Raw genomic sequence first — 16,851 nt, 5'->3', positions numbered from 1 at the left:
CCACTTTTTGATTTGTGAACACATTCAGAATGTGGGAGGGGGCTTGCCCCCGATAAGGCCGCCCCCACCAATCTATAGCTACCTGACACTCCCCCGCAAACCGCCCACCGCCGCCTGCAACTGCACAGGCGTTGCCGCCTCCACGGCAATTGGCTCACCCGCCACCAACACCACCCGCGACCAAATCCGATGGAAAAAGCCCTTGTGCGGATCGCGACTGAAAAAACTTCCCCAAAGCCCCTGCAACGCCATCGGAATCACCGGCACCGGTGTTTCCTCCAGAATCCGCGTCACGCCACCGCGAAACTCATTCATCTCGCCATCGGCCGTCAACTTGCCTTCCGGGAAGATGCACACCAACTCGCCATCCTGCAGGTACTGGGCAATCCGCGAAAACGCCTTTTCATAGATCTGGATATCTTCATGCCGCCCGGCAATCGGAATCGCGCCGGCGGTGCGGAAGATAAAGTTGAGCACCGGCAAACGATAGATCTTGTAGTACATGACAAAGCGAATCGGCCGACGCACCGCGCCACCAATCAACAGCGCATCGACAAACGACACGTGGTTGCACACCAGCAGAGCCGCACCCTCATCTGGAATCTGCTCCAGGTTGCGATGCTCCACGCGGTACATGGAGTGGCTGAGCAGCCAGATCATGAAGCGCATGGTGAACTCAGGGACGATCTTGAAGATGTAGGTGTTGACCGCGATGTTGAGCAACGACACCACCAGGAACAGCTCGGGGATCGACAGCTTGGCCACGCTCAGCAGCAGGATCGAGACGATGGCCGAGACCACCATGAACAGCGCATTGAGGATATTGTTGGCCGCGATCACCCGCGCCCGTTCGTTCTCAGCGGTGCGCGACTGGATCAGCGCATACAGCGGCACGATATAAAAACCACCGAACACGCCGAGGCCAAGGATATCGAACAACACCCACCAGGCCTGGCCGTAACTGAGTACCGCAAGCCAGTCATTGGCCTGGACGTTCTGCGGGAAGCCCCCCGAGTGCCACCACAGCAACAGGCCGAACACCGTCAGGCCGAAGGAGCCGAACGGCACCAGGCCGATCTCCACCTTACGCCCGGAGAGTTTTTCGCAGAGCATCGACCCCAGGGCGATGCCCACTGAGAACACGGTGAGGATCAAGGTCACCACGGTTTCGTCGCCGTACAACCATTCCTTGGCGTAGGCCGGGATCTGCGTGAGGTAGATCGCGCCGACAAACCAGAACCAAGAGTTGCCGACGATCGAGCGCGACACCGCTGGCGTCTGCCCCAGGCCCATGCGCAACGTCGCCCAGGACTGGGTGAAGATATTCCAGTTCAGGCGCAGTTGCGGCGTCGAAGCCGCCGCCCGCGGAATGCTGCGGCTGGCCAGGTAGCCCAGCACCGCCACGCCGACTATGGCCACCGCCACTACCGGGGCGTAATGGGTGGAGGACATCATGATCCCGGCGCCAATGGTGCCGGCCAGGATCGCCAGGAACGTGCCCATTTCCACCAGGCCGTTGCCGCCCACCAGCTCATCGTCGTGCAGGGCCTGGGGCATGATCGAGTACTTCACCGGTCCGAACAGCGCCGAATGGGTGCCCATGGCAAACAGTGCCAGCAGCATCAGCTCCAGATGATTGGTCAAAAAGCCCGTCGCGCCCACGGCCATGATCACGATCTCACCGATCTTGATCGCACGGATCAAGGCGTCCTTGTTGAATTTCTCGCCAAATTGCCCGGCCAATGCCGAGAACAGGAAGAACGGCAGGATAAACAATAAAGCGCACAGGTTGACCCAGATAGAGCGGTCGCCCTCGATGCTGAGCTTATAGAGAATCGCCAGGATCAGCGATTGCTTGAAGATGTTGTCGTTGAACGCGCCCAGCAGCTGGGTGATGAAAAACGGTAAGAAACGCCGTGTGCGCAGCAAAGTGAATTGCGAGGGGTGGCTCATCGTCCGTGTTCCTGCGTGGCCTGTTATTGATCAGGCCACGACTTTACCTAATCCCGCCTACTTATTCCCTAACCCTGCAATGCATGGCGAAACAAAAAGCTCGCCTTTATACGCGCCCTGCACCGTGCGCTTGGCCACGATCATCCACATCAGCGCCAGCGCCGCCACCAGCACACTGCCCAATACGCTGAAGAACCCCAGCTGCAGCACGTTCGCCAATTTCAACGTGGCCAGGGCATACACCCCCAGCGGAAAGGTAAAACCCCACCAACCCAGGTTGAACGGGATACCGGCGCGCAGGTAACGCAGGGTGATCAGCACCGCGATCAACATCCACCACAGGCCGAAGCCCCACAAGGTGACGCCTGCGATCAGGCCCAGGCCATGGGCCATTTCACCGACACTCGCCAGACCATTGGCAGCGAAGATCGCCGGCGCATCACTACCGAGCAGCAACATGCCCAGGGCACCCGTACCGATAGGGCCCAGGGCCAGCCAGCTCGACGCCGCCATATTGGCGTGAGGCAACTTATGCAAGGCCATGCGCAACATCAGGATGGTCAGGATGCTGAACGCCACTGGCAGCGAGAACGCCCACAGCACGTAGCTGGTCACCAGCATCACCAGTTGCGCATGGGCGTCGACCAAGTGCGGGGCCAGCAAGCCACCGCTGGCCGCCGCTACTTCGGCAGCCACCACGGGCAACAACCAGACCGCGGTCATCTGATCAATGCTGTGCTCCTGGCGAGTGAACATCATGAACGGGATCAGCACGCCACAGGCCAGGGACATGGCGACGTCCAACCACCACAGAGCCTCAGCCAACGGGATCACATCACCACCCCAACGCGGCAGGCCGAACAGCAACAAACCGTTAAGAATGGTCGCCAGGCCCATAGGAATGGTGCCGAAGAACATCGAGACTGTGGAGTGCCCGAAAATCCGCCGTGCCTCGTGAAAAAACATCACCCAACGGGCGGCATACAACACGCTGAACAGCATGAACAGTCCGATGGTGAACACCCAAAGACCCTCTGCCACAGCGTGCAAGCCTGGCAGGCTGACAGGCAGTTGGGCCAATGCCAGCGCCAGCACCCCGGTGCCCATGGTGGCGGCGAACCAGTTCGGAGTGAACTGGCGAATCACTTCCCGGGGACGGGCCAGGTGACTTAAAGGTTTGTAGCGGTTGATAGTCGAGCAGGTCATGGCGTTAATCCTCTTCCTCGCATGAGGTTGAAGCCATGATAGAACCCGTTCGAATATCTATATAACGGGTAATATCTCTAACTATTATCTATTTTGCAGATATAGACTTTATGCGGCGGCTCTGCCTCGTGAAGCATCCTGCAACAGCAGCCCGGCGAGTGCGCCGAGGGCCAGCAGGATAAGCATCACACCGTAGCCATCCGTAGTAGCGACAAGGCCAAACACTCGACTCAGGTTACCCGCCAACAACGCCGGCACACAGAACGCCAGGTAGCTCAATACATAGAACGCTGACATCAGGCCGGCCCGCTCATGAGGCAACGCCAAGCCGACAATACTGCGCACACTGCCCATGAAGCCGCCGCCGAAACCAAAGCCGGCAATCACACTGGCGACAAAGAACAGCCACAGGCTGGCGGTCTGCACGGCAACCAGCAGCAGCCCTACACCCACCGCCAGCAGCAGCGCCGACAGGCGCATGACCTTGTCGGCCGCACGGTTGCGCAGACTGTAGATCATCACCGCGCCACTCAGGGTCACTACCGCCACCAGGCCACCGCCGATCAAATGCGAGCTCGACCCCGTCGCAGCCCGCACCAGCGACGGCGCCAGGGAGGACACGAACCCACCCAGCGCCCACACCGCCACATTCAGCGGCATCGCCAACCACAAGGCCCGGCGCGCTTGGGGCGGCACGTGCAGGGTTGGCGCCAGGGACTTCAAGGCCCCCGGTATCCGGCTGACGGTTTCAGGCAGACGCCACAGGTACAGGGCCTGCAGCACCATCAAGCCCAGCAGGGTGAAATAGACCAATTGGGTCGGTCGCGGCGCGTACTCCACCAGGAAGCCGCTGCCCAGGCCACCACAGGCCATGCCGAGCATCGGCGCGAGGCTGTTGAGCATCGGGCCACGCACGCGGTCGGTGTCGAGCAATGTCGCGCTCAACACCGCAGTGGCAGTCCCGGTCGCAAAGCCCTGCAATGCGCGAGCGGCAAGCAGGCAGGCGGTGCTGTCAGCGTTGATAAACAGCAGCATCGCCATGATATTCAGCAGCAGCGCGGCGAAGATCACCGGCTTGCGCCCCAGGTAATCCGAGAGCGACCCTACGGTCAGCAACGCCGCCAACAGGCTCACGGCATAAACGCCGAAAATGGCCGTGAGCATTGCGGCCGAAAAATGCAGGTTTTCCTGGTACACCTGATACAACGGTGTCGGCGCACTGGACGCGGCGAGGAAGGTCAACACGGTGATCACCAGGAACGCCAGGCTGGAACGATGAGAAATGTTGCTGGACATGGGCACGCTCCGCTAAAGCTAATATTTTGCTTTTGCAGAGTGTGCTACCCGTCGACGCTTAAAGCAAATTCTTTGTGTTAAGGTTTTAAGCATGGCGATTAAAGAAGGCCTCCGCCCGGGGGGCCGTAGTGCCCGGGTACAAGAATCCGTTCATTCGGCAGTGCGCGAATTGCTCGAAGCCCATGAGCGATCCAGTATTACTGTGCCGATGATTGCGGCGCACGCAGGCGTTACGCCCTCGACCATCTACCGGCGCTGGGGCGACCTTTCCGTGTTGCTCGCCGATGTAGCCCTGGCGCGCCTGCGCCCGGACAGCGAGCCGGCAAACACCGGCAGCCTGCGCGGCGACCTGCAGGCCTGGGCTGAGCAATACCTGGATGAAATGAGTACGGACGTAGGGCGCAATATGATGCGCGACGTGCAAAGCAGCGTGACCCCTGGGTATTGCGTAAGCATTCTGGGCGGGCAATTGCAGGCGATCGTCGATCGTTATCCGCAAGAGACGGCGCCGAGTGTGGACCGCTTGATCAACCTGCTCGCGGCGCCGACGGTATTCCGTATTCTATTTTCGGCGCAGCCTTTGGCGGTTGAAGAGCTGCATGCCCTGATAGAACTGGCCCTGAAGGCCTGAAGGCCATACACCAAACCAAATGTGGGAGGGGGCTTGCTCCCGATAGCTGTGGATCAGTCAGTACAAGGTGTCTGACAGACCGCTATCGGGAGCGAGCCCCCTCCCACATTTTTTACCGCGTTGAATCGCTATTTAAGTACGCATCCCACGCCCACTCACCAGCAACCGCGCACAGCCGACATACAGCACCACGGTCGCCACGACCATGAAGGTGATCGCCACGCTGATCTTGATGTCCGACACGCCCAGAATGCCGTAGCGAAAGGCGTTGACCATATGCAGCACAGGGTTGGCCAGGGACACGGTCTGCCAGAACGGCGGCAGCAAGGTGATGGAGTAGAACACCCCGCCCAGGTAGGTCAGCGGCGTCAGCACGAAGGTCGGAATGATCGAGATATCATCGAAGTTGCGTGCGAAAACGGCGTTGATAAACCCCAGCAGCGAGAAGATCGTCGCCGTGAGCACTACCACCAGGATGGTGACGCCAAGGTGATGCACCTGCAGGTGGGTGAAGAACAGCGACAGCAGCGTCACGATCACACCCACCATCAGGCCACGCAGCACGCCGCCCAGGGTGTAGCCGATCAGGATCGTGTGGGGCGACACTGGCGAAACCATGAGTTCCTCGATGGAGCGCTGGAACTTGCTGCCGAAGAAACTGGAGACCACGTTGCCGTAGGAGTTGGTGATCACCGACATCATGATCAGGCCCGGCACGATGTACTCCATGTAGGTAAACCCACCCATGTCACCGATCTGCCGGCCGATCAGGTTACCGAAGATCACAAAGTACAGGACCATGGTGATTGCCGGCGGCAGCAGGGTCTGCGGCCAGATCCGGGTAAAGCGCTTCACTTCGCGATAGACAATGGTTTGCAGCGCGACGAGGTTGGGTTGTAGTTCGGAACTCATACCGCCACCTTCGCCAGATTTTTCTCCACCAGGGACACGAACAACTCCTCAAGGCGATTGGTTTTATTACGCAGGCTCAACACTTCGATGTTCAGGGTCGCCAACTGGGTGAACAGCGCGGTGATGCCCATGGCCTTGTCCACCTGCACTTCCAGGGTGTGGCTGTCGACCAGGCGGCTTGGATAACCCACCAGTTGCGGTGCCACCGTCAGGTTGTTCTTCAGGTCGAGCAGGAAGGTTTCCACATGCAACTGACCCAGCAGGTTGCGCATGCTGGTGTTCTCGACAATGGTGCCGTGGTCGATGATGCCGATGTTGCGGCACAGCTGCTCAGCCTCTTCCAGGTAGTGGGTGGTGAGGATGATGGTGATGCCCTTCTCGTTCAGCTCGGTGAGGAAGGTCCACATTGAGCGGCGCAGTTCAATGTCCACGCCCGCGGTAGGTTCGTCGAGGATCAACAGGCGCGGCTCATGCACCAGGGCGCGGGCAATCATCAGGCGGCGCTTCATACCACCGGACAGCGAACGTGAAGGTACATCGCGCTTGTCCCACAGGCCCAGTTGGGTCAGGTACTGCTCGGCGCGCTCCTTGGCGATTTTCGCCGGGATGCCGTAGTAGCCAGCCTGGGTCACGACAATATCGAAGGTCTTTTCGAACTGGTTGAAGTTGAATTCCTGGGGCACCACGCCAATGGAACGCTTGAGCGCCGCCGGGGATTTATCCAGGTCATGCCCGAAGATATTCACCGTGCCGCTGGTCTTGTTGACCAGGGTCGAGAGGATGCCGATGGTGGTGGATTTGCCGGCACCGTTGGGGCCGAGCAAGGCGAAGAAATCACCTTCGGCAACATCCAGATCGATACCACTCAGGGCCTGGAAACCGTTGCCGTAGGTTTTGGTTAGCTGCCGGATGGACAGAGCGGAACTCATATCGGGATACGCACCAAAGAAGGGAATAGAAACAATAGATGAGGGCACACCGCCGGTAGTTCAACCGGCGGTGCAGTGCGAGCATGGTGCGTGCCCATGCCGCACAAGTACAGTCACCCGTATTAATAGTGTGTATTAAGTCAACGCGGTCATCACCGCTTTGCGATAGGCCGGCCGCTGTTGAAGGCGTTGGTACCAGGCCTCTAGATTGGGCATTGCAGGGCGTTCGATAGGCATCTCGAACCAGGCGTAGATAAAGCTGCCCAGGGGGATATCACCCATGCCGATCTCATTGCCCGACAGGTAAGGTTGCTCGGCAAGGGCATGGTCGACAGTCTTGAGCACCTCGATGCAGGCTTGGCGCCCGGCATGGATGTTGTCCCAATTCTGCTTCTCTGCCGGGGTGCGCAGCACGCCCCAGAACACCGTCTTGAAGGGTTCGGCGAAGGTGGAGGTGGTCCAGTCCATCCACTTTTCCGCGTTGGCGCGGGCCTTCAGGTCGCTCGGGTACCATGTCGAAGCCTGCTTGGCACACAGATAACGCACGATGGTGTTGGACTCCCACAACACAAAGTCGCCATCCTCGATCATCGGCACCCGGCCATTTGGGTTCAGGGCCCGGTACTGCGGAGTGTCGACCACACCGAAAGCCCCGCCCGCATCAATTGCCTCATAGTCCAGGCCGAGCTCCTCGGCGCACCACAGTGCTTTCCTGACGTTTGACGAATTTTTACGACCCCAGATTTTCAGCATGACCGCGCCTTCTTGTTGATGAACTTGGCAGGATGAAGGCAGCAGCATACGCCGGTTCAGGCGCGGCTTGAATCGCTGCGCATATCGCCCATCAGGATCGGTGCATCGTCGGTAAACAGGTGCGGGTAACACTGCTGGATATGGGCGAAGAAAAATGCCTCGGGCACATCGGCAAATTGCCCGTGGTCCACCAGATACTCCATCGAGCGCTGACCCTGGCGGTTGAAGGCGTGAAAGACGCTGTCGTGAAGGCCATCGAATTCCAGCGGTGGCACGTCGAACACCTCGCACAGTTGCTGGTTGAACGCAGGAGTCGCCTTGACCCAGCGGCCGTTCAGGCAGAGCTCGGTATAACCATGCATGGCGAACACGTCACTTTTGAGCAGGGCGAGCAGGCGTGGGGTGGACAGGTGATTGCGCACATCCGCCAAGCCGATTCGCGCAGGGATACCGCAGTGGCGGGCGCAGGCAGCGAGCAAGGTGGCCTTGGGCACGCAATAGCTTTCACCGGCAGCCAGGGCGAAGCTGGCGTTCAAGGTGCCAGGGTCACGGCTGAAGGTGTAGGGGTTGTAGCGAATCGCCTCACGCACGGCGTAGTAGAGACTGACTGCCTGGTCACTTAAATCCGCATGGGTTCCGCGATGTTTTTCGGCGAACTCCACCACTGCAGGGTGGTCACTATCGATGAAGCGGCTGGGACTCAAGTATGCGTTCATAAGCTTGATCTCCAAAGGAAGCCTCGAGTCTAACGACAGGCTTGCCACAAGAGATAACGACGATTCGGCCAAATGTCGGCGCCTGCGGATGGGTAGTCGAGTACAACTTGTAACACCCTGATCACCCGGCTTGATCGGATGCCGACTAAGCTCCCTGGTGGTTTCGCCCCTGGTTTCACGGAGGATTGCATATGCTGTTGTTGTGGATACTGGTGCTGGTGGTCGGCATTGCCTACCTGGCACACCGCCGTACCGCCCCCCTGCCCGCCCTGGGCGTGGTCGCCGTCTACCTGCTGGCGATGGGCGCCTGGAGCCACGCACCGGGTTGGCTGCTGCTGATCTTCTGGGTGCTGATCGCCGTGGTCGCCGTGCCGTTGCTGTTGCCCGACCTGCGCCGCCAATACTTCACCAAGCCGCTGTTCAGCTGGTTCCAGAAAGTCTTGCCGCCGATGTCCGAGACCGAACGCGATGCCATCGATGCCGGCACCGTCTGGTGGGACGGGGAACTGTTCAGCGGGCGCCCCGACTGGGACAAATTGCTGGCCTACCCCAAGGTGCAATTGACCGAAGAAGAACAGGCGTTTATCGACGGCCCTACCGAAGAACTCTGTGCCATGGTCAGCGACTGGGAAATCGGCCAGGCCATGGACCTGCCGCCGGAGGCCTGGGAACACATCAAGACCCACGGCTTTTTCGCCCTGATCATTCCCAAGGAATACGGTGGCAAAGGCTTCTCTGCCTATGCCCACTCCCAGGTCGCGATGAAACTCGCGACCCGCAGCGGTGACCTCGCCTCCACCGTGATGGTGCCCAACTCCCTCGGCCCGGCCGAGCTGCTGTTGCACTACGGCACCGAAGAACAGCGCAACCACTACCTGCCGCGCCTGGCCCGTGGCGACGACATTCCATGCTTCGCCCTCACCGGCCCGCTAGCCGGCTCTGATGCGGGCGCCATGCCCGACACCGGCGTGATCTGCAAAGGCGAATGGGAAGGCAAGGAAACCCTCGGCCTGCGCCTGAACTGGGAAAAGCGCTACATCACCCTCGGCCCGGTCGCGACCCTGCTCGGCCTGGCCTTCAAGGCCCATGACCCGGACCATCTGCTGGGCGAGGAAGAAGACCTGGGCATCAGTCTCGCATTGATACCTACGGACACCCCTGGCGTTGAAATCGGCCGTCGTCATCTGCCCCTGGGCGCCGCGTTCATGAACGGCCCCAACTCCGGCAAGGACGTGTTCATCCCCCTGGAATACCTGATCGGTGGCGAGGAAATGCTCGGCAAGGGTTGGATGATGCTGATGAACTGCCTGTCGGTGGGCCGCTCCATCTCCCTGCCTGCGGTCGGTACCGGCGCGGCCAAGTTCACCAGCCTGGTGACCGGGCAATACGCCCAGGTGCGCGAACAGTTCAACGTACCGCTGTCGGCCTTCGAAGGTATCCAGGAAGCCCTGGCGCGCATCGGCGGCAATGCCTGGCTGATGGACAGCGCCCGCATGCTCACCGCCAATGCCGTGGATTTGGGCGAGAAGCCCTCGGTGTTGTCGGCGATCCTCAAGTATCACCTGACCGAGCGTGGCCGTGAGTGCATCAGCCACGCCATGGACGTGCACGGCGGCAAGGGCATCATCATGGGCCCGAACAACTATCTGGGCCGTAGCTGGCAAGGGGCGCCGATCTTCATCACGGTGGAAGGCGCGAATATCCTTTCGCGCAATCTGATGATCTTCGGCCAGGGCGCGATTCGCTGCCATCCGTTCGTCCTCAAGGAGATGGCCCTGGCCGGTCGCGAAGACCATGACCAGGCGTTGAAGGAATTCGATGGCCTGCTGATGCAACACATCGGCTTTGCCGTGAGCAACGCGGCCAGCACCCTGGTGCTGAACCTGGGCTTCGGGCATTTCGAGAAGGCCCCCGGCAACCGTTTGAGCCAGGGCTACTTCCGCGCCCTGAACCGCCAGGCGGCGGCGTTTGCGCTGCTGGCAGACCTGAGCATGATGCTGCTGGGCGGTGAACTGAAACGCCGCGAACGCTTGTCGGCGCGTCTGGGTGACGTACTCAGCCATATGTACCTGGCATCGGCGGCGCTCAAGCGTTATCACGACCTGGACTCGCCGGATCACCTGGAACCGCTGTTTGCCTGGGCCATGGAAGAAAGCCTGGGTGAATCGGAACGTGCACTGGATGAGCTGCTGAGCAACTTCCCGAACAAAGTGTTGGGCTGCCTGCTGCGGGTGATCGTGTTCCCGTTCGGGCGTCGTCACACCGGGCCGTCCGACGCGCTGGATGCCGAAGTGGCCGCAGTGATCGGTCGCGCCAAGGGCGACCCGACCCTGGAAGAATTGCTGGCCGGCTGTTATCGCCCGCAATCGGCAGAAGATCCAGTGGGCGCGCTGCAGCATGCCTACGACCTGCTCGGCGCCAGCCATCCGTTGCAGAAAAAACTGCATGCCGCACTTAAAAGCGGGCAAGTCAAACCGACGGCCGGTGAGTCTGCCATCGACGCAGCCCTGCATGCCGGCGTACTGCAACCGGCCGAAGCGCAAACCCTGCGCGACGCCGAAGCGGCGCGGCGCAAGGTGATCGACGTGGATGATTTCAGCAAGGAAGAGCTGATCCAGGCCGAAGGTAAAGTCCGCTGAGTCAAGCGGTCATATAAATACGGGCGCGAGAGGCATATACTCTCGCGCCCGTTTTTGCTTTAGAGGACTTTATCTCGTGTCCAACGTCGTTGCCGATCATCTCGTCTTGCTCGACCACCTGCGCAGCATCCTGGTTGCCGTCGGCGAAGCCGAACAGGTGCCCGAGGAAAGCCACTCGCTGTTCCTGGAGCGTTTTGACGAACTGCGCGCCCTGCTGCCAATCGACCCGATCGAAAGCCAGTACCTGGGCCAGGACCTGATGAGCCAGGTCATCCTGCGCTACCCGCAGATCGCCCATTTGGTCCCCCGCGATCTGCTGTGGTTCTTTGGCGGTGACTGCCTGCACTTCATGCCCGACGAGGAACTGGACCTGTACCAGGCCCTGGAAGAGCGTCGCTATGAAGCCGAACAGAACGACGAACCGTTCGACTGGAACCAGGAAAAGCAACTGCTGGCCATGCCCCAAGACCAGAGCAAGCACTGACTTTTCAAACACTGAGATTCAAATGTGGGAGGGGGCTTGCCCCCGATAGCAGTGGGTCAATCAATGCAAAGGTGACTGACAGACCGCTATCGGGGGCAAGCCCCCTCCCACATTTAGCTTTGGCTCTTTCGCCATGCACTCCACCAGATAATCAATAAATACCCGCAACTTCGGCGGCAAATACCGCGTCGGCGAGTGCAGCAACCACGCCTGGCCATGGTAAGACGCAATAAAGTCCCACGCCGGCAACACTTGCACCAACTGGCCCGCCGCCAACGCATGCCGCGCCGTGAAATACGGCAAGCTGCCAATCCCCACATGCTGCAATACCGCATCCAACCGCACCCCAGTGTGGTTCGCCGCATAACGCCCGCGTACGCCAACCGTCACCGCCTTGCCGGCCTGGCGGAATTTCCAGCGCGAGTCGCCCGGGGTTTCCCCCAGGTAGATGCAACTGTGTTCGAGCAAATCGTGGGGATGGCACGGGGTGCCATGCTCGGCCAGGTACTGCGGCGTCGCGCACAGCAAGTGTTCGATGGGCAATAACTGGCGCCCGACCAAGCCAGGCGGCGGGCTGTCAGTGATGCGAATGCTCAGGTCGACATTATCGTCGATCAGATCCACGTGCCTATCCTCGAGGATCAACTGCACATCCACCTTGGGATAGCGCCGCAGAAATTCAGGCATATGCGGATGCACCACAAAGCGCCCCACCGCCTTGGGCACGCTGACCCGCACCAGGCCCTCGGCTTCATGGTTGAACTGGCCACTGATTTCCATCACCGAGCGGGCCGCGTTGACCATCTCCTGGCAACGCTTGAACACCTCTTCGCCACCCTCGCTCAGGCGCAGCTTGCGCGTGGTGCGTTGCAGCAAGCGCGTGGCCAGGGCCTGCTCCAGGCGTGAAATGCTGCGGCTTACAGCCGAGGGTGAAACGCTCAGTTGCCGCGCCGCTTCGGAGAAGCTGCCGGTTTCCACGACTCTGACGAAAATTGCCATTTCGCCCAGCAGCGACAAGGGAAGATTGATGCTCATGACGCACAGGTCCATTGATAATTGAGTGGATTATCACCCATCCACGCACTATTTATACTGTCCGCAGAACCCCGATGCGGATGTAGATGATGACCGAGCGCCTGTTTTTTACCCACGACCACCTTACAGCTGAGCTGGAAGTGCTCAATTGCACTGCGCACGAAGAGCAATTTGCCGTGATCCTGCAGTCGACGATCTTCCATCCCCAAGGCGGCGGCCAGCCGTTCGACACTGGCTGGCTCGGCAACAGCCAGGTACTGCGGGTCATGCAGGAAGCCGAGCATGTGGTGCATTACGTTGATCAGCCGTTGCAACCCGGCCCGATCATTGCGCGGGTCGATGCACAGCGCCGCGCGCTGCACACCCGCCTGCATTCGGCGGGGCATTTGATTGGCAATGCCGGCGAACGCCTGGGCTGGATGCCGATCAAGGCCCACCATTGGCCGGGTGAAGGCAAGATCACGTTTATCCGTGGCGAAGCTGCACAGGACATGGATGCCCAAATGCTTCAACTGCAGGTCAACCAATGGATCAACGCCGACTACCCAAGGCATATGAGGCTGGAAGAAGGCATCCGGGAAGTCGGCTTCGGCGAGTTGCCGTCATACGCTTGCGGTGGCACCCATGTGCAAACGTTGAGCGAACTGGGGCAGGTGACGATTTTGGCATTGTCGGAGAAAAAAGGAGCCCTGTCGGTGCGCTACGAAATCAATGTGGGAGGGGGCTTGCTCCCGATGGCGGAGGCTCAATCACAGCATGAGTGACTGACCCACCGCTATCGTGAGCAAGCCCCCACCCACAGGGGACCGATGCGCCACAGAGAAATAGGCTACACGGCAATCGCCCCCGCCCTCCCCGGCTCTACCACGAACGACTTCAACGTCGACACCGTCGCCGCCGGGTCGCGCGGGTCACTGATCGCGCGAAAGTTCGTCAGCATCCGCTGGGCCGTCAACTCCACCGACACGTACCCGCGCTGGCGGCTGTCGAAAAACTTCACGTGGCGGTTGAGCGGCATGATCTTCATGAAGGCGTCATAGGGCGGCCCGTCTGACGTCACCGACGAGCCGACGAACTCGGTGGCGACCACCGCCGAGTCCGGATTGTCGGCCTCTGCATGCAGGTCCGTGGCCCAGAACGAATGTATGTCACCACCCCAGAACACCGGGTTGTTGAGCCGATGGCGGGTGATGGACGCCAGCATCCGCGAACGGTTGGCCATGTAGCCATCCCAGCCATCGGTCCAACGCCCCGGCTTGTGATTGGTGAGATCACGCTGGATCAGCGGCGCCACCAGCAGATCCTGGGCGATCACATTCCACTGCGCCTTTGACTGGGCGAACCCTTGGTCCAGCCAGGCCTCTTGCTGCCAGCCGAGCAACGTGCGAGCGGGGTCACGCAAGTCACGGCAAGGGCTGGTCTGAATGTGCCCTTGGCGACTGCCATTGGCCTGGATACAGGGCTGCCCGGAACGGTATTGGCGACCATCGAGCACATGGAAACGGGCGAGCCGTCCATAGTCCAGGCGCCGGTAGATGCGCATGTCCGCGCCTTTCGGCACGCTGCTGGCGCGCAGGGGCATGTGTTCGTAATACGCCTGGTAAGCCGCCGCCCGTTGCTGCAGAAATTGCGTCACTCCGACCTTGGGGTCCTGGGACCAACGGTTGGCATAGTCGTTCTGCACTTCATGGTCGTCCCAGGTCGCCACACTGGGTGCGGCAGCGTGCAGGGCCTGCAGGTCCGGATCGGTCTTGTACAGCGCGTAGCGGTTGCGGTAGTCACTCAGGGTCTGCGCATTGCCGCTGCCATGGGAGCGAAAAACCTTGCCGGAATTCGCCGCGTAGGAACTGTCGTAGATATAGTCGCCGAGGAAAAACACCAGATCGGGCTGCTCGGCAGCCAGGTGACGGTAGGCGCTGAAATAACCGCGCTCCCAGTGCGAGCAGGACACAAAACCCAGCCGGGCCGAGGCCATGGCATGCAGTGCAGGTGTGGTGCGCGCCTGGCCCACCTGGCTCTGCGCGCCCAGCCCTTCAAATTGGTACCAGTACGGCCTGCCCGCCTCCAACCCTGCCACTTCGATGTGCAGCGAATGGCCAAAACGCTCGGTCGCCATGACCTCGCCTCGCTTCACGATCTGCGTCATCGCCGCATCAGTGGCGACGCGCCAACGTACCGGCACTGGACGACTCAACCCACCGCGCCCATCCACAGCGTTGAAAAAAGGTGCCAGGCGCGTCCAGATCACAAAACCATCCGGCAACGGATCGCCGGACGCCACACCGAGGGTGAACGGATAATCCACCCCGGCACTGCGCGCAAACGGGCTGAGGATGGAAAACGCCGTAGCGACCGCCAGGCCGCTGAGTACCCGACGCCGGTCGTGGTCTACGACACCGCTCATAGTCGTTGCTCCCAATCGTCACGCACGATGGCAAACCCGAGCAGGTCCTCGTACACACCATTTTTCAGAAATGCCTGGCGCAGGCAACCTTCATAACGCAGGCCGATCTTCTCCATGACCCGCGCCGATTCCTTGTTGCGGCCAAAGCATTGGCTGCCTATGCGCTGCAACCCCAGTTCAGCGAAGCCGAAGTCCATCACCGCGCTCGCGGCTTCGGCGGCATACCCCTGGTTACGGCAGAGCGCTGCCACCCAGCCACCCAAGTGCCCGTAGTGATGACGAGCGTTCAGACGCAGGCTGACCATGCCAATCAATTCGCCAGAGTCACGCACATGCATCCCCAGGTTCAGACACCCACTGGCGCGGTATTTTTCGCCGACCCCGGCAATAAACGCCTGCGCTGTTTCCAGGGTATAGGGTGATGGAATATTGGCCGTGTTGTCGGCAATTTTCGGCCCGTTGACCAGCGAGAAAAGCACCTCGGCCTGGTGCGCTTCCAAGGCGCGCAATTGTAGGCGCGGGGTGGACAAATGAGGCAACGCAGTGGGCATACGGGGCGGCTCCCGAGATAAATTCCTCGAGGATGTACCCCCTGTATGTCAGTTTCATTACGTCGCAAAAGTGACCGGTAAGTTTTCTGAAAGACGCGTCCTAGAGCCTTTAAACCGTCAATTAAAGTTAACCGTTCGGTCATTTTTGCCTGTTAGCGTCTTGCCCCTAATTCACTGACGGGGTAACGGAATGAGAACCTGGGACGAACCCAAGAAACGCAAGGCGCACATCGAGCTGATCCCGATGATCGACGTGATGATGTTCCTGCTGGTGTTTTTCGTACTGGTGAGCTTGAACGTGATTCCCGCGCTCGGCATGAAGACGCAATTGCCCAGTGCCAGCAGTTCACAGCAGCTCAAACCGCAAAACAAATTCATCCTCACCCTGGGCCTGGGAGGCCAGTTGCAACTCGACGGCAAGGACCTGACGGTGGATGCCTTGGTGCCGGCGCTGAAGGCCGCCGAAAAGCCCGATACCAAGTCGACGATCATCGTCAACAGCGACAAAGGCGTTGAGGTTTCGCGCCTGGTGGAAGTGATGGACACCCTGCGCCTGGGTGGCTTCACTTCCGTTTCCATCGCTACGCGTAAGTCCTGATCATGTACATGCTGTTTCGTGCACGTCAGCTGCTGGGCAGTGTACCGGCCGTGATCGCCCTGGTACTGATTGCACTGGGTATCCAATCCCAGACCTTGAAAGTCGAGCCGGTGTATGACGAGTCGGCGGTCGAGTTGGCATTGGTCGAACCGGAGCCGGAAGTCGTCCCGGAACCGGTGGTGGAGCAAGAGCCGCCACCGCCGGTGATCGAAGAGCAGGAGGCCGAGCCTGCTCCGCCACCGCCACCGCCCAAGCCGCTCCCCAAACCTGAACCCAAGCCCAAGCCAAAACCTGTGCCCAAGCCAGTGGTGGCCAAGACAGCGTCCACGCCGCCCCCGGTCGCCGCCGCCAAACCCACCCCGCCCGTACCAGCCCCGGCAGCACCCGTGGCGGCCCCCGCCCCGCCTGCGCCGCCGAAGGTTGACGGCCAGGCCCTGGAAGGCGGTTACCTCAAAGGCTTGCGCAACGAGCTGGACACCTACAAGCAATACCCCACCGGGCGCCAGGCGTCCCTCGAACGCCCGAGTGGCGAGGTGGTGGTGTGGTTGCTGGTAGATCGCCAGGGTCGCGTTCTCGACTCCGGCGTACAAAGCCCGGCCTCAAGCATGCTGCTCAACCGGGCCGCCACCAACAGCTTACGTCGCATCAAGCAAGTCAAGCCGTTCCCCGAGCAAGCCTTCGGGGGGCGCAACGAGCAACGCTTCACCGCCACCTTCAACTACAGCGTGCAATAAGCACCCGACC

The 16,851-nt window shown here is 60.4% G+C and carries 16 protein-coding genes; 6 read left to right on the top strand and 10 right to left on the bottom strand.

What is annotated here, in order from left to right; genetic code table 11:
• Positions 1 to 78: 78 nt before the first annotated feature.
• The 3 genes from ASD70_RS09485 to ASD70_RS09475 all read right to left on the bottom strand — a co-directional run bounded on the left by ASD70_RS09485 (position 79) and on the right by ASD70_RS09475 (position 4,455).
• Positions 79 to 1,953 carry an MFS transporter gene (locus tag ASD70_RS09485; protein WP_056846304.1) on the bottom strand — a complete coding sequence of 625 codons (1,875 nt, stop codon included), beginning with the start codon at positions 1,951 to 1,953 and terminating at the stop codon, positions 79 to 81.
• A 57-nt stretch (positions 1,954 to 2,010) separates the two neighbouring features.
• A complete protein-coding gene (locus tag ASD70_RS09480) occupies positions 2,011 to 3,159 on the bottom strand; it encodes a TDT family transporter (protein WP_056846303.1) in 1,149 nt (382 codons plus the stop codon).
• Between the two features lie 108 nt (positions 3,160 to 3,267).
• The gene (locus ASD70_RS09475) at positions 3,268 to 4,455 is read right to left on the bottom strand and encodes an MFS transporter (RefSeq protein WP_056846302.1); all 1,188 of its coding nucleotides are present in this window, start codon (positions 4,453 to 4,455) and stop codon (positions 3,268 to 3,270) included.
• A gap of 91 nt (positions 4,456 to 4,546) precedes the next feature.
• Here ASD70_RS09475 and ASD70_RS09470 point away from each other — a divergent pair, with 91 nt between their 5' ends.
• On the top strand, positions 4,547 to 5,086 hold the full coding sequence (locus ASD70_RS09470; protein ID WP_056846301.1) for a TetR/AcrR family transcriptional regulator: 540 nt from the start codon (positions 4,547 to 4,549) through the stop codon (positions 5,084 to 5,086).
• A 132-nt stretch (positions 5,087 to 5,218) separates the two neighbouring features.
• Here ASD70_RS09470 and ASD70_RS09465 read toward each other — a convergent pair whose 3' ends face one another.
• The 4 genes from ASD70_RS09465 to ASD70_RS09450 form a co-directional block, all read right to left on the bottom strand.
• Entirely contained in the window at positions 5,219 to 5,998 is a 780-nt protein-coding gene (locus ASD70_RS09465) for an ABC transporter permease (protein WP_046069044.1), read from the bottom strand.
• Positions 5,995 to 6,927 (bottom strand): ABC transporter ATP-binding protein, encoded by a 933-nt coding sequence (locus tag ASD70_RS09460; protein ID WP_056846300.1) that lies wholly within the window; start codon positions 6,925 to 6,927, stop codon positions 5,995 to 5,997. Before ASD70_RS09460 ends, ASD70_RS09465 begins: the two co-directional genes overlap by 4 nt.
• A 135-nt stretch (positions 6,928 to 7,062) precedes the next feature.
• Positions 7,063 to 7,680 (bottom strand): glutathione S-transferase family protein, encoded by a 618-nt coding sequence (locus ASD70_RS09455; RefSeq protein WP_056846325.1) that lies wholly within the window; start codon positions 7,678 to 7,680, stop codon positions 7,063 to 7,065.
• A 56-nt stretch (positions 7,681 to 7,736) separates the two neighbouring features.
• Positions 7,737 to 8,396 (bottom strand): transglutaminase-like domain-containing protein, encoded by a 660-nt coding sequence (locus tag ASD70_RS09450; protein WP_046069046.1) that lies wholly within the window; start codon positions 8,394 to 8,396, stop codon positions 7,737 to 7,739.
• Between the two features lie 191 nt (positions 8,397 to 8,587).
• Between ASD70_RS09450 and ASD70_RS09445 the strand changes: the two genes are divergently transcribed.
• Positions 8,588 to 11,035 (top strand): acyl-CoA dehydrogenase, encoded by a 2,448-nt coding sequence (locus tag ASD70_RS09445; RefSeq protein WP_056846299.1) that lies wholly within the window; start codon positions 8,588 to 8,590, stop codon positions 11,033 to 11,035.
• Between the two features lie 76 nt (positions 11,036 to 11,111).
• Positions 11,112 to 11,519, top strand: coding sequence for a PA2817 family protein (locus ASD70_RS09440; RefSeq protein WP_003190109.1), 408 nt, complete (start codon positions 11,112 to 11,114; stop codon positions 11,517 to 11,519).
• Positions 11,520 to 11,579: 60 nt separating this feature from the next.
• On the opposite strand, the gene ASD70_RS09435 is transcribed toward ASD70_RS09440, so the two are convergent.
• Positions 11,580 to 12,554, bottom strand: a complete 975-nt coding sequence (locus ASD70_RS09435; RefSeq protein WP_056846298.1) for a LysR family transcriptional regulator — start codon at positions 12,552 to 12,554, stop codon at positions 11,580 to 11,582.
• Between the two features lie 89 nt (positions 12,555 to 12,643).
• On the opposite strand from ASD70_RS09435, the gene ASD70_RS09430 reads away from it, so the two are divergent.
• Positions 12,644 to 13,318, top strand: coding sequence for a hypothetical protein (locus ASD70_RS09430; protein ID WP_056846297.1), 675 nt, complete (start codon positions 12,644 to 12,646; stop codon positions 13,316 to 13,318).
• A 65-nt stretch (positions 13,319 to 13,383) separates the two neighbouring features.
• Here ASD70_RS09430 and ASD70_RS09425 read toward each other — a convergent pair whose 3' ends face one another.
• Positions 13,384 to 14,958, bottom strand: coding sequence for an alkaline phosphatase D family protein (locus ASD70_RS09425; protein ID WP_056846296.1), 1,575 nt, complete (start codon positions 14,956 to 14,958; stop codon positions 13,384 to 13,386).
• A complete protein-coding gene (locus tag ASD70_RS09420) occupies positions 14,955 to 15,509 on the bottom strand; it encodes a GNAT family N-acetyltransferase (RefSeq protein ID WP_056846295.1) in 555 nt (184 codons plus the stop codon). Before ASD70_RS09420 ends, ASD70_RS09425 begins: the two co-directional genes overlap by 4 nt.
• A 190-nt stretch (positions 15,510 to 15,699) precedes the next feature.
• Here ASD70_RS09420 and ASD70_RS09415 point away from each other — a divergent pair, with 190 nt between their 5' ends.
• Both ASD70_RS09415 and ASD70_RS09410 read left to right on the top strand, forming a co-directional pair.
• Complete coding sequence (locus ASD70_RS09415) at positions 15,700 to 16,107, top strand: ExbD/TolR family protein (protein WP_046069051.1); 408 nt, start codon at positions 15,700 to 15,702, stop codon at positions 16,105 to 16,107.
• 2 nt (positions 16,108 to 16,109) lie between these two features.
• Positions 16,110 to 16,841 (top strand): energy transducer TonB family protein, encoded by a 732-nt coding sequence (locus ASD70_RS09410; protein WP_056846294.1) that lies wholly within the window; start codon positions 16,110 to 16,112, stop codon positions 16,839 to 16,841.
• The last annotated feature ends 10 nt before the right edge of the window (positions 16,842 to 16,851 follow it).

The sequence above is a fragment of the Pseudomonas sp. Root569 genome (assembly GCF_001427465.1).
GTDB lineage: Bacteria > Pseudomonadota > Gammaproteobacteria > Pseudomonadales > Pseudomonadaceae > Aquipseudomonas > Aquipseudomonas synxantha.
Note: the sequence above shows the minus strand (reverse complement) of the source record. Positions and strands in the feature narration are given on the sequence as shown.

Excerpts from the sequence above, each read along its gene's own strand:
- ASD70_RS09465 (WP_046069044.1), bottom strand. The coding sequence starts at position 5,998 with ATGAGTTCCGAACTACAACCCAACCTCGTCGCGCTGCAAACCATTGTC.
- ASD70_RS09415 (WP_046069051.1), top strand. The coding sequence starts at position 15,700 with ATGAGAACCTGGGACGAACCCAAGAAACGCAAGGCGCACATCGAGCTG.
- ASD70_RS09480 (WP_056846303.1), bottom strand. The coding sequence starts at position 3,159 with ATGACCTGCTCGACTATCAACCGCTACAAACCTTTAAGTCACCTGGCC.
- ASD70_RS09470 (WP_056846301.1), top strand. The coding sequence starts at position 4,547 with ATGGCGATTAAAGAAGGCCTCCGCCCGGGGGGCCGTAGTGCCCGGGTA.
- ASD70_RS09445 (WP_056846299.1), top strand. The coding sequence starts at position 8,588 with ATGCTGTTGTTGTGGATACTGGTGCTGGTGGTCGGCATTGCCTACCTG.
- ASD70_RS09450 (WP_046069046.1), bottom strand. The coding sequence starts at position 8,396 with ATGAACGCATACTTGAGTCCCAGCCGCTTCATCGATAGTGACCACCCT.
- ASD70_RS09430 (WP_056846297.1), top strand. The coding sequence starts at position 12,644 with ATGACCGAGCGCCTGTTTTTTACCCACGACCACCTTACAGCTGAGCTG.
- ASD70_RS09475 (WP_056846302.1), bottom strand. The coding sequence starts at position 4,455 with ATGTCCAGCAACATTTCTCATCGTTCCAGCCTGGCGTTCCTGGTGATC.
- ASD70_RS09410 (WP_056846294.1), top strand. The coding sequence starts at position 16,110 with ATGTACATGCTGTTTCGTGCACGTCAGCTGCTGGGCAGTGTACCGGCC.
- ASD70_RS09455 (WP_056846325.1), bottom strand. The coding sequence starts at position 7,680 with ATGCTGAAAATCTGGGGTCGTAAAAATTCGTCAAACGTCAGGAAAGCA.
- ASD70_RS09485 (WP_056846304.1), bottom strand. The coding sequence starts at position 1,953 with ATGAGCCACCCCTCGCAATTCACTTTGCTGCGCACACGGCGTTTCTTA.
- ASD70_RS09420 (WP_056846295.1), bottom strand. The coding sequence starts at position 15,509 with ATGCCCACTGCGTTGCCTCATTTGTCCACCCCGCGCCTACAATTGCGC.
- ASD70_RS09435 (WP_056846298.1), bottom strand. The coding sequence starts at position 12,554 with ATGAGCATCAATCTTCCCTTGTCGCTGCTGGGCGAAATGGCAATTTTC.
- ASD70_RS09460 (WP_056846300.1), bottom strand. The coding sequence starts at position 6,927 with ATGAGTTCCGCTCTGTCCATCCGGCAGCTAACCAAAACCTACGGCAAC.
- ASD70_RS09425 (WP_056846296.1), bottom strand. The coding sequence starts at position 14,958 with ATGAGCGGTGTCGTAGACCACGACCGGCGTCGGGTACTCAGCGGCCTG.